The 15,844-nt window shown below is 45.6% G+C and carries 12 protein-coding genes; 4 read left to right on the top strand and 8 right to left on the bottom strand.

What is annotated here, in order from left to right; translation table 11 throughout:
• Nucleotides 1-49: 49 nt before the first annotated feature.
• The 3 genes from VX941_11735 to VX941_11725 form a co-directional block, all read right to left on the bottom strand.
• A complete protein-coding gene (locus VX941_11735) occupies nt 50-1,222 on the bottom strand; it encodes an acyl-CoA dehydrogenase family protein (GenBank protein ID MEE2934075.1) in 1,173 nt (390 codons plus the stop codon).
• Between the two features lie 103 nt (nt 1,223-1,325).
• Nucleotides 1,326-2,516: an acyl-CoA dehydrogenase family protein gene (locus VX941_11730; GenBank protein MEE2934074.1), complete on the bottom strand. Its 1,191-nt coding sequence runs from the start codon at nt 2,514-2,516 to the stop codon at nt 1,326-1,328.
• 4 nt (nt 2,517-2,520) lie between these two features.
• Nucleotides 2,521-3,492, bottom strand: coding sequence for a hydroxymethylglutaryl-CoA lyase (locus VX941_11725; protein MEE2934073.1), 972 nt, complete (start codon nt 3,490-3,492; stop codon nt 2,521-2,523).
• A 156-nt stretch (nt 3,493-3,648) separates the two neighbouring features.
• Here VX941_11725 and VX941_11720 point away from each other — a divergent pair, with 156 nt between their 5' ends.
• The 3 genes from VX941_11720 to leuD all read left to right on the top strand — a co-directional run bounded on the left by VX941_11720 (nt 3,649) and on the right by leuD (nt 7,255).
• Nucleotides 3,649-4,551, top strand: a complete 903-nt coding sequence (locus VX941_11720; protein MEE2934072.1) for a DMT family transporter — start codon at nt 3,649-3,651, stop codon at nt 4,549-4,551.
• A 681-nt stretch (nt 4,552-5,232) separates the two neighbouring features.
• Nucleotides 5,233-6,642, top strand: a complete 1,410-nt coding sequence (leuC, locus tag VX941_11715; GenBank protein ID MEE2934071.1) for a 3-isopropylmalate dehydratase large subunit — start codon at nt 5,233-5,235, stop codon at nt 6,640-6,642.
• Between the two features lies 1 nt (nt 6,643).
• Nucleotides 6,644-7,255: a 3-isopropylmalate dehydratase small subunit gene (gene leuD, locus VX941_11710; GenBank protein MEE2934070.1), complete on the top strand. Its 612-nt coding sequence runs from the start codon at nt 6,644-6,646 to the stop codon at nt 7,253-7,255.
• Nucleotides 7,256-7,269: 14 nt separating this feature from the next.
• Here the strand turns inward: leuD and VX941_11705 are convergent, their stop codons facing one another.
• From VX941_11705 to VX941_11690, 4 genes are all read right to left on the bottom strand, one after another.
• Nucleotides 7,270-8,178: an isocitrate lyase/PEP mutase family protein gene (locus VX941_11705; GenBank protein ID MEE2934069.1), complete on the bottom strand. Its 909-nt coding sequence runs from the start codon at nt 8,176-8,178 to the stop codon at nt 7,270-7,272.
• An 84-nt stretch (nt 8,179-8,262) separates the two neighbouring features.
• Nucleotides 8,263-10,356 carry an acetate--CoA ligase family protein gene (locus VX941_11700; protein ID MEE2934068.1) on the bottom strand — a complete coding sequence of 698 codons (2,094 nt, stop codon included), beginning with the start codon at nt 10,354-10,356 and terminating at the stop codon, nt 8,263-8,265.
• Nucleotides 10,357-10,377: 21 nt separating this feature from the next.
• Complete coding sequence (locus VX941_11695) at nt 10,378-12,468, bottom strand: acetate--CoA ligase family protein (GenBank protein ID MEE2934067.1); 2,091 nt, start codon at nt 12,466-12,468, stop codon at nt 10,378-10,380.
• A gap of 3 nt (nt 12,469-12,471) precedes the next feature.
• The gene (locus VX941_11690; GenBank protein ID MEE2934066.1) at nt 12,472-13,647 is read right to left on the bottom strand and encodes an acyl-CoA dehydrogenase; all 1,176 of its coding nucleotides are present in this window, start codon (nt 13,645-13,647) and stop codon (nt 12,472-12,474) included.
• An 80-nt stretch (nt 13,648-13,727) separates the two neighbouring features.
• On the opposite strand from VX941_11690, the gene VX941_11685 reads away from it, so the two are divergent.
• Nucleotides 13,728-15,401 (top strand): amidase, encoded by a 1,674-nt coding sequence (locus VX941_11685; protein ID MEE2934065.1) that lies wholly within the window; start codon nt 13,728-13,730, stop codon nt 15,399-15,401.
• On the opposite strand, the gene VX941_11680 is transcribed toward VX941_11685, so the two are convergent.
• On the bottom strand, nt 15,398-15,844 hold a 447-nt coding region (locus tag VX941_11680; GenBank protein MEE2934064.1), incomplete at its 5' end, for an SDR family oxidoreductase. The genes VX941_11685 and VX941_11680 overlap by 4 nt on opposite strands.

Raw genomic sequence — 15,844 nt, 5'->3', positions numbered from 1 at the left:
TTTTCAGAACGTGGCTCATCAATACCTTTTCTATCGTACCCAGCGTCCTTTAGTAAGATCGTGGCATGCCAAGAATATTTTGACCGATGTATGCGAGTATCATGTTTTCAGAAACAGGTGCTGTTCTATATAGACGAGCTTCGCGCCATTTTCGTTCAACGTCATACTCACGTGCAAACCCGAAACCGCCATGAGTCATTAAGCACGCCTCAGCCGCCTCCCACGCTGCTTTCGCTGCTTGATATTTGGCCATATTGGCCTCAGCACCACAAGGTTTCCCTGAGTCAAACAATGCCGCTGCTTTGCGAGCCATAATGTCAGCCCCTTGTAACTCAGCCCACGATTTTGCAAGTGGAAATTGGATGCCTTGATTTTGACCAATCGGCCGATCAAAAACAATTCTCTCGTTAGCGTAACTTACTCCCTTGTCGATGAAGAATTTTCCATCTCCGAGCGACTCCCCTGCTATTAGGACACGTTCTGCATTCATACCATCCAATATGTATCGAAACCCTTTGCCTTCTTGACCAATCAAAGCGTCACCGGGGATATGCATATTATCGAAGAATACCTCAGTGGTATTATGATTTATCATGGCATCTAATGGTTTTATTTGGCAGCCATTGCCTGTTACCTCTCTAAGATCGATCAGGAAACATGAGAGTCCATCAGTCCTTTTTTCGCATTCTTCAGGAGGGGTAGTGCGAGCCAAAAGTAGCATTAAATCTGAATGAGCTGCTCGGCTAGTCCACACCTTCTGACCGTTAATCACGTAGCCGTTTCCGTCCCGCTCAGCCTTTGTTTTCAACTGCGTAGTGTCAGATCCGGTGTTTGGTTCAGTAACACCGAAAGCTTGCAGCCTAAGACTGCCTTTAGCAATTTGAGGCAAATATTTTTGTTTTTGTTCTTCAGAACCGTGGCGAAGGATTGTACCCATCGTATACATTTGTGCGTGGCATGCTGCGGCAGAGCAACCACTCGCGTGAATGGCCTCCAATATAACGGCTCCTGCTCGGATAGGGAGGCCAGATCCGCCATATGATTCTGGGATTAGGGCTGCTAAAAATCCACTCTGCGTTAGAGCATCTACAAAGGCTGTGGGATAACTGCCATCTGATGGTTGATCTTCGAGATCACGCCAGTATTTTCCGGGAAAATCGTTGCATATTGCTGCAACAGCATCGCGAAATTCAGTGTAGTCATCTTCAATTGTCATTTCCATGATATTGTCACTCACATTGTATTTCTATTTCGGAATTATTTCTGCTCATATCTATGATCCTCCCCCTAAATGTCTTGTGGATATGAAAGAGGAAATAAGAACTCTAATAAGATCGCGGCAGCCCAAGAACGTGCTGCCCGATAAAATTCATGATCATATTAGGAGATATTGGAGCATTTCGCGAAAGTCGCGCATCACGCCACTTTCTCTCTACGTCATATTCTTTGGCAAAAGCAAAACCACCATGGGTAGTGAAACATGTTTCTGCGCATGCCCATAAAGCTTCGGAGCTTAAATATTTTGCACAATTCGCTTCGGCTCCACATCGTAAACCTGCCTCAAACATTGCGGTCGCTTTCCGAACCATCAGATCAGCTGTTTGTAACTTGATATACGCATCCGATATTGGAAATTGAATTCCTTGGTTTTTGCCTATTGGACGGTTGAAAACAACGCGCTCATTGGCGTATTTGACCGCTTTGTTTAAAAGAAATCGCGCGTTGCCTATACTTTCTGCTGACACAAGGCAACGTTCTGCATTCATACCGTCAAGTATGTAACGAAACCCTTTCCCCTCTTCACCAATTAGGGCATCTCCGGGAATATTTACATTGTCAAAGAAAACCTCAGTTGTGTTGTGATTAATCATTGCATCAATGGGTTTAATTTCCATGCCGTTATTCTTTGCGTCCCTCATGTCTATCAAAAACACGGATACTCCGTCGGTTCGCTTCTCACATTGTTCTTTTGGTGTGGTACGAGCAAGTAAAAGCATAAGATCAGAGTGGCCCGCTCGGCTAGTCCATACTTTTTGACCGTTGATGATGTATCCGTTGCCGTTGCGCTCAGCACGTGTTCGAAGTTGAGTGGTATCGGAGCCAGTCGTAGGCTCGGTAACACCAAATGCTTGTAGTCTTAATTCTCCAGTGGCGATTTTTGGTAAATAACTTTGCTTTTGGTCATTCGATCCATGGCGCAGAACCGTCCCCATTGTATACATTTGAGCATGACACGCAGAGCCTTGGCACCCCATCTCGCAGACAGTTTCGAGGATAACGGAACCGGCCCGTAGCGAAAGTCCCGAACCGCCATATTCCGGAGGAATAAGAGCGGCAAGGTAACCAGCATCGGTGAGTTCTTGAACAAATTCAGTCGGATAACTTGTGTCCGGAGGTTGATTTTCAAGATCCAGCCAGTACCTGGATGGATATTTCTCACAAAGTTTCCTAACTTCAGATCGCAGTTCTGGAAAATCCTCGTCATCAAGTACTAGCTTAATTTCTTCTTCATCCATTATTCTACTCCGCCGCCGCCGAAAGGGTTGTTGCCTGTGAAAAATTTAAGGGTAGGCCTGCTTTTGCCAAACCACCACAAAGTGGTTCGTTAGGTAATTCACGGATGATAATATCACGAACAGCACATAGTTTCTTCAAGTCAATACCTGTGCGGAGTCCCATGCCCTCAAACATAAAAGCCATATCCTCTAATACTACATTCCCGGTTGCTCCAGGCGCCCAGGGGCATCCACCAAGACCGCCGAGGCATCCATCGAAGCGTCGTATTCCTGCCTCATAGGCAGCGAATGCATTTACCACACCCATACCACGTGTATCATGCAAGTGAATAGTTACCGGGATATCAACCACATCTAAAACTTCCGCGCATAGTGCTTTAATTTGGCTGGGGTTAGCATAGCCGACAGTATCGGCAAGTGATATCTCATCAGCCCCTGACTCGACAAATTGCCGGGCTAAAGAGACCACGGAGCTCGAAGCAATATCACCCTCCAATGTGCAACCAAACGCCGTTGCGCAACCGGCGAGGAGTGTTACTCTTTTGCCTGTTTCCTCTGCCTTTTTATCGCGATATTCAACAATGGCTTTAAACTCTTCCACCGATTGAGCAGGGGTGCGGCGAACATTTTGAAGATTATGGGTCTCGCTGACTGAAGTAACATAATTTAGTTGATCTACACCTGCCTCTATACCTCGTTCAGCTCCTTTGAGATTGGGCATCAGCGCACAAACGTTAAAGTTACCTACCTTTTTTGCTTCTTTAATAACTTCAGGTGCGTCCGCAAATTGTGGAATAAGTTTTGGTGGAACGAAAGAACAGACCTCAATATCAATAACTCCAGCTGCGGCTTCAGTGGTAATCCATTCTTTTTTTGCCTCGGTTGGAAAGAAAGCTTCTACATTTTGTAAACCATCACGCAGACCGACCTCTCTTATATACACATCAATATCATCTCGATTGAGCTCTTGGCCCATTAGTAATCTCCCAAATCTAATTCCTAACTGTTATGAAACGTATAACTTATTTACTTGATTCCTAGCCTTGCCACTCATCATAAGTCAATCATCGGTATGGCTATCCTTATTGCAATTGTTGCCGTAGGTTGTGGATAACGGAGGATAGAATATCCCATGGCGACTGGCGTGCATAGGACGGCTCCATTCAGAGCAATTGGGCTAATGGTTGCGAGCGTTTTCTTCATGAATTTGAATAATGCGCTACTGAAATGGCTCTCGGGTATGTATCCGGCAAGCCAAATTATTTTCATGCGTTCAATGGTGATGATATTAATAGTACTCTTGATAGTCCCTTTATTCTCAAGCTTGTCAACTCTAAAGCCAAGTAACAATTCGGGCCACTGGTATAGGGGTGTGTTAAATCTGTTAAACGGTATCTTTTTCGTTCTTGCTGTTACCTATCTTCCTCTAGCAGAAACAGTGGCGCTCACTTTTGCAGCGCCGTTGTTTCTCACAGCGCTTGCGATACCATTTCTTGGCGAGAGGGTTGGTTGGCGACGTTGGATGGCGGTGTCTCTTGGGTTCCTTGGAATTTTAATTGTCGCTCGACCTATTGGAGGCACATTACAATTAGCAATGGTTTTTCCACTGCTTGCTGCCTTAACAGGTGCGATGCGTGATATTGTTACTCGAAAACTTACAGCAAAGGAGGGTTCCCTCTCGATATTTTTCACATCAAGCTTGATTTCGGTTGTAGGCTCAATCCCTGCTTCTTTATTGGATTTAGAGCCGTTTAAGTGGGTAATGCCTGGGCTTTACGACACCGTCCTCGTTTTTTTAACTGGTCTATGTGTCGCGGCAGGACATTACCTTATGATAGAAACATTCCGCTTTGCGGAAGCTAAAATTGTTGCTCCTTTCCGCTATACTGGAATTATATGGGCTACTATTTTGGGTTTTATCGTTTGGGGCCAATTGCCCGACAAGTTTGCCATTTTGGGTGTCTCAATAATAATCATAAGCGGCCTATACATTTTGCACCGTCAACATTTATTATCAGAGATTAAGTCACCCTAACGGATGGGGTTTCCTGTGCAGCAGGCAAACCTCTGAAGGGAATAGGTCTTGTAATTTTTAGCGCTTTGCTGAAGGTAAAAATTGTGCAATGCATCATGTGCCCGGGGGGCTACTATTGTGGGTTTTCTAGGAATACCTATGAACCGATGCCCTGATGGTGATTCCGCTCAGTTTGCCGATCTGCTAATGCTAGTTTCTTAATATTCATCTGCTGAGTAAAATTTATTATTCGTCAGACTACAAAAAAGAAAATTCAGCAACGGTAATGGCAACTGCGCCCGATCTCATGATTGTTATATGGCCTCTTACAATCTTCCTGAGCAGTATAATGGTTGCGACCTTTGGAAGTCTCACACCAGTCTTCGATTTTGGTTAATGCCAAGCTTATATGATTAATTTTTCCCTCTGTTGGTGCATTGCTCAAAGCGAGGAGAGCATTGTGCAATTATTAAAGCGTTGCGTTTTGCAAAGGCATCGACGATAGCGCCGTTTGATAATACCTCCATTGCCTCTGCTGGTCTCGCCGCCTATGTGGTCAGGAAGAATCCACCTAATACTTTGGCAATCTTAGGAGCATACATTGTTATTATGAGTGGACTCTATATGATGGAGTCTGATTATTTGTATCAGAGTGCACGGCAGAAAATTTAAGAAACGTGTTTGTGGACTGAGGAGCAGGTCATGACAGCGCCGAAAACAATTTTCGCAAAGATCTGGGAGGCACATGAAGTCGTGAAACGTGACGATGGGCAGTCGTTGTTGTATGTGGATCGTCACATACTTCACGATGGCAGTTTTCATGCATTTGGAATGTTGCGTGATGCGTCCAGAACAGTGCGACGGCCGTATCAAACATTTGGAACACCCGATCATTATGCATCTACCGTCGAGCGAACTTTAGATGAGATGACTGATCTTGAAGCTCGTGAGAAGGTCGAGATGCTTGCATCTAATGCAGATGAATTTGGCATTCACCATTTCGGCCTTGAAGATAGTCGTATGGGTATTGTTCATGTTATCGGCCCGGAATTGGGCATAACCCAACCCGGTATTCTTCTTTGTTGCGGAGACAGCCACACTTCTACGCATGGTGCTATGGGATGCATTTCTTTTGGAATTGGTGCTTCCGAAGCCAGTCATGTCCTTGCCACGCAATCTATTTGGCAAAGCAAACCTAAGTCGATGCGTGTCACCGTCACTGGACAGCTGGGGTTTGGAGTTAGTGGGAAGGATGTGGCCTTAGCCTTAATTGCTCAAGAGAGTGCCTCTTGTGGTGTAGGGTATGCGATTGAATATGCTGGTCCATGTATTAATCAGCTCGATATTGAAGGAAGGCTTACCCTTTCGAATATGACCATTGAAGCAGGATCACGCATAGGGCTTATTGCGCCAGACGAAAAAACAATTAAATTTCTAGAGGGCGCAGAATTTGCGCCAAAAGGCAGGAAATGGGATCTTGCAGTTGAAGCCTGGAAGGGTTTACCGACAGATGAGGGTGCTGAATTCGATAAGGAAGTGACATTAAATGGCTCAACTATTGCGCCAATGATTACATGGGGCACAAGTCCGCAACATGCCATCCGTATAACTGAACCAATTCCTGATCCAGAGGCAGAACCTGATAGTGAAAAGCGTGAGGAAATGAAGCGAGCTCTAACGTATACTGGTTTGATGCCAGGACAGTTAATGACAGATGTTTCGGTAGATCGTGTTTTTATAGGTTCATGTACCAATAGTCGTATACAGGATTTGCGGCTGGCTGCAGAGGTGGTTAAAGGTCAAAGGGTTAAGGTTTGGTCAATGATCTCGCCGGGTTCTGGGAAAATCCGTCAACAGGCTGAAGCAGAAGGCTTGGATCGAATCTTTACTGATGCCGGCTTTGATTGGCGCCACTCAGGGTGCTCAATGTGTGTTGGTTTGAATGGTGATCTACTTAATAAAGGAGAGCGTTCAGCCTCCACATCCAATCGTAATTTTGAGGGCAGGCAAGGTCCCGAAACTAGGACACATTTGGTAAGCCCCGCCATGGCCGCCGCTGCTGCTGTAACAGGAAAGTTTACTGATGTTCGTACTTTGATGGAAAGACGTTAAGATGGAAGCTTTTACTTCCCTGACCGCGATTGCAATCCCATTTGATCAGGTTAATGTTGATACCGATCAAATAATACCGGCGCGGTTTTTGAGGAAACAGCGAAGTGATCCCGACTATGCATCCTTCCTGTTTAACAACGCTCGATATAATGACGATGGTTCAGAGAAAGAAGATTTCATTTTGAATCAAGAAAAATATCGGCACGGTCAAATAATCATCGCTGACGAAAACTGGGGCTGCGGATCCTCGCGAGAGGCAGCTGTTTATGCATTGTTAGCGAATGGGATTCGCGCAGTGATCGCGCCCAGTTTTGGAGATATTCATTATAATAATGGGATGAAGAACGGCATGCTACCCGTCCGGCTACCAACTTCAGATTGTAATACTCTCAGAAAACAAATTCATAAGGTGCCGGGGTCACGGGTTTCTATAAATCTTTTAGACCAACTAGTCGTGGGGCCTGAAGGAACCAATTACAACTTTGAAATCGATCCTTTGCACAAGCATTGCATGGTAAATGGACTTGACGATATAAGCCTAACTCTTGGATATGAGGATGTTTTAGGTGCTTACGAGAAGAAAAGACAAAAGGAAGCACCTTGGCTATATTAACGGCCTTGGCGCTCTTAGCGTTTCCCAAAATTCGCCTCGTAGTCCGTCCAATCTTTATAATCAAATAAGGCAAATAAGTCGGGTTGGTCAAACATCCAATCTGCCATTCCCTCTGTTGTGCCCTCTTTCTTTAAATGTTCAAGAACGCGAGTGCCTGACTTGCCAAGAACTCGCCCCATCGAGCCTGGATAAATAGCTAGGTCATACCCTAGCTCTTGCAGTTCAGTGGTTTTTATAAATGGTGTGCGACCTCCTTCAACCATATTAGCTAATGTAGGTGCAGAAATTTGCTCATTGACCATCCGCATTTCGTCAATACTTTCAGGGCTCTCCACGAAGGCTACATCGGCACCAGCCTCAACGTATGCATTCATACGATCAATAGCTTCATTGATTCCGAATTCAGTCCGAGAATCGGTTCTCGCCATCACGACGAAATCCGGATCGTCACGAATATCAACTGCAGCTTTGATCCTGCCACACATTTCATCAACTGATGCAATGACCCGGTTCATCATGTGTCCGCAGCGTTTAGGCCATTGCTGGTCTTCTATTTGAATGCATGAAATACCAGCTTTTTCATAATCTCGGGCAGTTCGAACTACATTGAGCGGTCCTCCGTACCCTGTATCTGCATCAGCGATAATAGGAATTTCAACTGCATCGGCAATCCTGCGAATGTGGGATATGATTTCTCCATATGACAGCATGCCGAGATCTGGGGCACCCATTAGGCTCATGGAAATTCCAGCCCCCGTCAAATATAGAGCATCGAAGCCGGAATTCTGAACTATACGCCCCGAAATACAGTCAAAAGCACCAGGCGCTACCAATATTCCATCAGCTTGCAAAAGTTTGCGTAATTGGGTATTACGCCCCTTCTTATTTTTTAGTCCGACCGGCAAGTTTCTTTTATCTACCATCACAAAACTCCCTCAAGTTTTAATTTATTTTCATTATGGTAAGGGTGGGGTTCCTTATCGCAAGTCATGTCGGGCTTTTTTGTATTATTGTAAGATTATCAGTCCATCTGCAGCCACTGCGCCTTCGCCATCCTCTCTGACGATGAGTGGATTGATCTCGGCCTCAGTGAGTTTTGGCCTCTTTATAAACGCCAGTTGCGACAAGGCTACCAATGCATTAGCAATTGCCTGAAGATCGCCCTGCGGCATCCCACGATAACCACAGATAGGAGCCAGACCCTTTACCTCCTTTATCATATCTAAGGCAGTTGCATGGCTAACAGGTGCCATACGTACTGCGGCGTCGCCATAAACTTCAGATAAGACGCCACCGGCACTGAGCACAACAGTGGGACCTACTAGTTCATCAACCCGATACCCTATTAGGACTTCAGCTAAGCCCTTTTCCATACTTTGAATTAAGAATCCCTCTATCTTTGCTTGAGGTAGTAATCTAGAGACCCGCGCCTTCATATCCTGTACTTTGGTCTTTAATTGCTTGGAGTTCTCAATATTTAATAATACACCTCCTACTTCCGTTTTGTGGGGTATATCCCTTGATACGATTTTAGCGACACATGGGAAACCAACCGATTTTGCCGCTTGCACCGCTTTTTCTACATCTTTCGCGAATGCAGCCGCGACTTGGTTTATTCCCAGTTTACTAAAAACCGTGCGACATTCTCTTTCGCTAAGTCCACAACCGGTTCGACTGCCAAGCGCCTTGCGGGCTGCTTTGAGATCAAACTGAGGGTTTCTTCGGAGTGGCACAGGTTCTTGCCAGTGGAGGAATGAATGCATGGCATCTGCACAACTCTCGGGCGTCCGGAAGCAAGGTACTCCCGCTTTGGTCAGAAGTCGGCCGCTTTCTGCAGCTTCTGGAACCAAGAAACCTCCCAGAGGTTTAGCTTTTTTGGCAAACTTTATTAGGGATTGTACAGAAACTTCCGGATTGAATTGAGCCGACGATCCCACAACCATGACCGCGGCATCGTTAGAATCTGAATTCATTACCTCTTTGAGCACCCGCTCCGTGTTTTCCGCAGTTGCACCTTTATATGTAAGATCCAATAGTGGGCCATTTGAGATTAGTCCCCCTTCTTTCTCGATACGTGCAACTGCGTCCTCTGGCAGAGGCACAGCGTTTAGTCCAGCGACCCCCAGACGATCAACGGCCATACCACCTCCACCACCAGTTGTTGTGATGACTGATACGTTCTTACCGGGTCGAGGTTTCCGACCAATTAACAAATTAGGCATTTCTAAAAGCGTTTCGAACTGGTCCACTCTCACCACGCCGTTATGTTTAAAATAAGCATCAACAGCACTATCTGTCCCAGCAATGGCACCGGTATGACTTGCGGTGAACTCAGCGGCAGCATCTGAACGGCCAAGTTTATATACAATTACGGGTTTTCTTGCGGTAAAGGCGCGACGAACCATTTCCGTAAACGCCGGCTCATGTCGTATAGTCTCCAAAAAGAGCAGAATGCATTTTGTTTTTGGATCCTTTATTAGAATCTCTCCGATTTCAGCGACAGACACATCACATTCATTGCCAATAGAGACCATTTTCGAAAAAGCCATGCCACGATGCTGGCCGCGCGACAGAAATGTACCAGTAAGGCTGCCACTCTGAGAGATTACGCCAATATTGCCTTTATATATTCTTGGTAGTTGCAATACCGTATTGGGCGAGATCATTGCAGGTGGATCCATACAGTAGATGCCCATACAATTAGGGCCAATCACACGTACATTGCCTTTTTTTGCTTCTTTAACGACCTCTTCTTGCAGTTTTGCGCCGTCAGTCCCGGATTCAGCGAAATCAGCGGTGAAGATGGTTGCTACTTTAACCTTGGCTTGCGCGCAGTCCCGCATCACCGCTGGAACTGCTTTTGGTCCAGTCATTATGAACGCGTGGTCAACCCGGTCAGGAACTTCAGTGACTGATTGATATGCTTTAACACCATAGACTTTTTTTCGTCTTGGATTGATAGGATAGATTTTACCCTTGTAGCCGTGCTTTTCTAGGAATTGTTGTGGACGTGAATTATTGCGTCCCTTATCGTCTGAGGCCCCGATTAATGCAATATTTTGCGGTTCAAAGAGTGCTTTTGCTAAGCGAGAGCTGGCCATTTTTTCCTCTTGTCTTTGACGTTAGCGGGTTTTTATTATTAAGCCATCAACTGCAATAGCCCCTCGTTTTTTAATGATCACTGGGTTAATTTCTGCATCAGTGATCTTATCAACTAGGAAGGCTAATTGTGAAAGCTTATGGATTATAGTTGCGACCGCTTTTAGGTCTCCTTTCGGAAGTCCGCGGTACCCACGGACTGGGGCTAACCCTTTTACTTCATGAAGCATTTCCAACGCGGTTCTTTCTGTGACCGGCGCTAACCTTACCGCCGCGTCATTATAAATCTCAGACATTATACCACCAGAACCGACTACAACAGTAGGTCCAACAATATCGTCCACTCGAAAGCCAACTAGAATCTCAGCTAAGCCGGTTTCCATACGCTGCACAAGGAAACCATCAATCTTTGCATTTGGTGAAGTCTTGTGAACATTACGTTTAATCCGTTTAATTGCGGCCTTTAAATCACTAAGAGACTTTATCTCTAACTCAATGCCTCCAGCTTCAGTTTTGTGTGGTATGTCGGCAGAAACAACCTTCACAGCTAAAGGAAACCCAATTCCTTTGGCCTTAGACAATGCTTGGAGCGCTGTGGTAACAAAAACCGATTTCACCTGTCTTATGCCGAGTATTTTGAAAATCCTTTGACACTCCTTTTCACTCAGAATTGAACCTTCGGTGCGGTTTATTGCCTTTGAAATGCGAGATAAATCTACACTTGTTCTTTTTGGTAATGCCCGAGGAGCCTCCCATTCCAGAAAACCGCGCATTGCGTCTGCGCAGCTCTCAGGTGATTTAAAGGCGGGAATTTTCAGCGAACTCATTAGTCGAGCTGTATCAGCAGCTTCCGGGATCAAAGCTGCTCCGAAAGGTTTATCATGCCCAAGAAATTCCTTCAAAGGCATGACAGTCCGTTCAGGATTGAATTCGGCTGACGAACCCGGCGTCATTATTACTGCACCATTATTACGCGCATTAAAGGCCTCTTGTAGTATTTGTCTGACATTTTTGGGGTAAGCCCCGGCAAGGGTTACGTCGATTAATGGTCCATTTGAAAATGTACCTCCAGCCTTAAATATTCGGCGTTCTGCATCTTTTGGGAGCGGTGTGGGTGAAAGGCCATTAACGCCAAGATTATCAACAACCATTCCACCACCACCACCAGTAGATGCGATTACTGCAACATTTTTATTTTTGATTGGCTTTCGGCCCATTGCAAGATAAGTCATTTCGAAAAGGCTCTCGAAATGCCGCACCCTGATGATGCCATGCTGTTTAAAAAAAGCATCGACAGCAGAATCAGTTCCTGCGATCGCGCCTGTATGCGATGCAGTGAACTCTGCTGCTGCCTCGGACCTTCCAATTTTATAAACTACGATAGGTACATTTTTATAGAAGGCACGCCGCGCCGCTGCAGCAAATGCTTTGTAATTGCGAATAGTCTCCAAGAACATAAGAATAATTTTTGTTTTTGGATCATCGATCATAATTTCAGTGATTTCAGGTACAGATACGTCACATTCATTTCCGATCGAGACAATTTTTGAAAAGGCAAGACCACGATGCTGTCCCCGGGAAACAAAAGTTCCTGTAAGACTCCCACTTTGACTAATGACCCCGATACTTCCCTTCTCAATCTTGGGGATTTGCATTATCCGATTCGGTGATATTATTGCCGGTGGGTCCATGCAGTAGACACCCATACAATTCGGGCCAACAATTCGTACGTTGCCTTCTTTTGCAATTCGCATCATTTCGTCTTGGAGTCTAATTCCGTCTGATCCGGCTTCAGCAAAATTAGCACTAAATACTGTTGCCACTCTTACCCCAGCTTTTGCGCAGTCTTGTATTACTGAGGGGACTGTCCGTGCTGGTGTCATCACCAAGGCGTGGTCTATAGGGCCCGGGGCATCTGAGACGTTGACGTAGCATTTGTGGTTGTAAACTTTTTTACGCTTGGGATTAACCGGAATTATTCGCCCTTTATAACCATGTTTTTCTAGATATAGAAGCGCCATCGCATTATGACGGCGCCCCTCATCAGAGGCACCTATCATGGCTACTGAGCGTGGGCGGAAAAGTGCGTCGGCTAAGCTTGCTTTACGAGGCATCGGCTATTCCGCCGCTTCTGCCGTTGCTTCGCGCGGGGGACGCTGAGAAAATCGTCTTTTGAATACTCCTTCAGCTATCCGATTTCTCATCATTTCCAATGAACCACCCGCAATCATCCAACCTCGACAACGGCGTAAACAGTACTCGACAAGGGAATCTTGAGAGAAACCGAGCGCACCCATTACCTGCATTGCCTCATTGCAGACCTCAAATCCCGCTTGATTACAAAATAATTTAGCGATTGAGGTTTCTTGCGGGTCGGGTAATCCGCGATCAGCGTTAGTTGCTGCTCGATATAGCAGTAACTGGCCGGCATCAAGCTTCACTTTCATATCTGCAAATTTCCACTGGAGTCCCTGGAACTCACAGATTGATCTACCAAATTGCTCGCGATCAAGTGCATAGTCACGAGCGAGGCGGTATGCATGTCTGGCAAGAGAGATCGAACGCGCCGTATTCCCGATGCGTTCGGCGTTGAAGCCAGTGATTTGCTTTTTAAAACCACCAGGACCGAGCAAGACTCTTTCTTTTGGCACATAAACATTGTCAAAAAACATCGAGACCCAACGCTCACCATTTAGGTAAGGTGTAGGGGCACCTTTAGTGTAGCCGTCCATTCCATTTTCAATCAAAACCGATCCGATACCGCCAAGGCCAGGGCCGAATCGAACATAAAGAACGATAACATCGGCATATTCACTATTACCAATAAATACTTTCTCCCCATTAATTCGGAACCCGTCTCCATCTGGAGTAGCCGTTGTTTGAAGATCTGTTGTGGCTGAACCAGCGGTCGGCTCTGTCATGCCAACAGCCACAACCTTTTCCCCTGCCAAAAGTCCAGGTAAATATTCCTCTTTTTGCTCTGGTGTGGCATATTCTGCAAAGGTGCGAATGGCTCCAAAGTTACCCGCCTGAATTACATCTGCGGACCTTGGGCAAACTTGGCTAACCTGCTCTATAGCGAGAACGGCGTCCAGTAAAGTCCCCCCTATGCCACCATCCTCTTCCTTAATTGTGATACCTAGAAGCCCTTGTTCAGACATCAACTTAGCGACATCATAGGGATACTCATGATTATGGGCGCGTTCGAGTGCGCCATCCGAAAGATGCCGTTCCGCGAATCCACGAACTGACTCCTGAAATAGCTTTTGTTCCTCTGGTAGCTGAAAATCCATTATTATCTCCTTATCGATCAATATGCAGTGTATCGGTTAATTATGATTGTGGTAAAGAGGGAGTTGCAGGGAGTTATTAAATGAATGCAGAAAAAATAGCGTATTTAGACATTAGCACTCAGGCTAATTTGATAAAATCGGGCCAATTGTCGCCTGTTGATCTCGTTGAAATTTATTTAGAACGGATTGAGAAATGGAATAGCATCCTTTGTGCTTGGACATTCGTTTGTGGTGAACAAGCACTAGCCCAAGCCAAAGCAATGCAGGATGAGATCGCGGCCGGCAAGTATCGTGGTGTTCTGCATGGCATTCCATTCGGCGTAAAAGATCAAATGATGACAAAGGATGTACCAACTAGTCTAGCTTCCGTCATCAGAGAAGACTTCGGCTCGGACCGAGATGCCACAGTTGTTAAAAAGCTACAAGATGCTGGTGCGATACTCATTGGGAAGCAGAATCTACATGAATTTGGCAAAGGAGGAGCTAATACTTTCCACTTTGGTGAACCACGTAATCCATGGAACCCAAATCATACGCCAGCTAGTTCGTCATCAGGTTCTGGTATCGCGACCGCTGCTGGTATGTGTAGTTTTTCAATTGGGGAAGATACGGGCGGCTCCATACGTGGGCCCGCGTGGGCAGCAGGTCTTGCAGGTATCCGACCAACATTTGGGCGGGTCAGTCGATATGGCGGGTTTATGTATGCGTACACGCAAGATACCTTCGGTCCGTTGACCCGCAGCGTTTTAGATAATGCTTTGGTTCTCCAGAAAATAGCGGGTTATGATCCCAATGATCCTTTAACTGGCAAAAACCCAGTACCTGATTACCCGTCTTATATGGATGGGAATATCAGCGGTTTGCGCATTGGGTTGGTTGAGGAGCTCAGTACTGATCTCGATATGCACCCGGATGTGGAAAAAGCATTTAATCAAGTTCAGGATATTTTTAAATCTAAGGGCGCTATATTAGATAAAGCGTCGCACCCGCTCGGAAAATATGGTGTTCCGCTACAGATGCTAACGTCAGATGTTGAGGTTGCATCCATGTTAACACGAAGCGCGTTGCGTAACCATTGGAGTAAAGTGGATAGTGGTGTTCGCGCCCGTGTAGCTGCAGCGGCCCTTGTGCCAGGTACCGTGTACACTCGCGCGATGCGAGCTCGTGTTTTGGTACGGGATCAGCTTCTGAATCTTTTCGATCGTTATGATGTATTGATTGGGCTTAGTCATATAGTCCCACCAGAACTCATACGTGAAACACGATCATCATTAACTAGCTCAGGAGATTTCAGTAAAAAGATAGCCCATGCTAGGCGAATGCTATCCTACCCTTTCAACATTGCAAATGTCCCCGCGATGAATGTTTTATGTGGCTTTAGCAATGGTTTGCCGATGGGATTTCAAGTGGCCGCAAAACCCTATAACGAACAGATGATTTACAGGGTTGCATACGCTTATGAGCAACAGGCAGGTTGGTTTAAGAGACACCCCAAACTAGAAAATACATTGTCTGACGTTGAAGAAATAACAGAAAAGGAAATTGAAAAGACTGAACTTTCAGGTGATGTAAGAACTGATATTCAGGAGCTTGGAAAATTGATTGATCTCAAAATTCCTGATGGTGATAGTGCCGAAATCGGCTTGCGTTTTGACTCTCTTCTTAAATCGATGCAGGAGATAGAGGAAGTCTTGGGATTGCAGATGGATGATGTTGATCCAATCCCGCCGATTTATCCACATGCGCGTTTTTAATGCTGGTATCTACTCATGCCGCCGTCAACTGGAATTACGGTTCCAGTAATGTACTTCGCAAACGAGGAGCATAAATATGTTGTCAGGTGCGCCACATCAGAGGGTTTGCACATTTGGCCAGTTGGAATGTGTTTGGCTACATAAGTTTTGAGTTCCTCGTCTAACCATTTTTTGCGTGTTGTATCACAGTCAATAAGACTTGGCTGAATGGAGTTAATTGTTATGCCGTACTTTCCGACTTCTCTTGTGAGGCTTTTGGACCAAGCTGCGAGTGCCCCCCACGCTGCAAACTCACTATTAAAATGCATGGGTTCGAAACTACCTATCACATTTACAACACGGCCAAACTCATTCTCGATCATAAACGGTAATGCATTGTGGGTAATGTTTCTTGTTTGATCGAAATAAAGTTTCATATCTGCACGCCAGGTTTCTGAGCTTGC

This window comes from Pseudomonadota bacterium (assembly GCA_036339585.1).
Taxonomy (GTDB): Bacteria; Pseudomonadota; Alphaproteobacteria; order UBA8366; family UBA8366; genus UBA8366.
The sequence above is the reverse complement of the archived record's forward strand: the minus strand, read 5'-3'. Positions and strand labels throughout refer to the sequence as shown.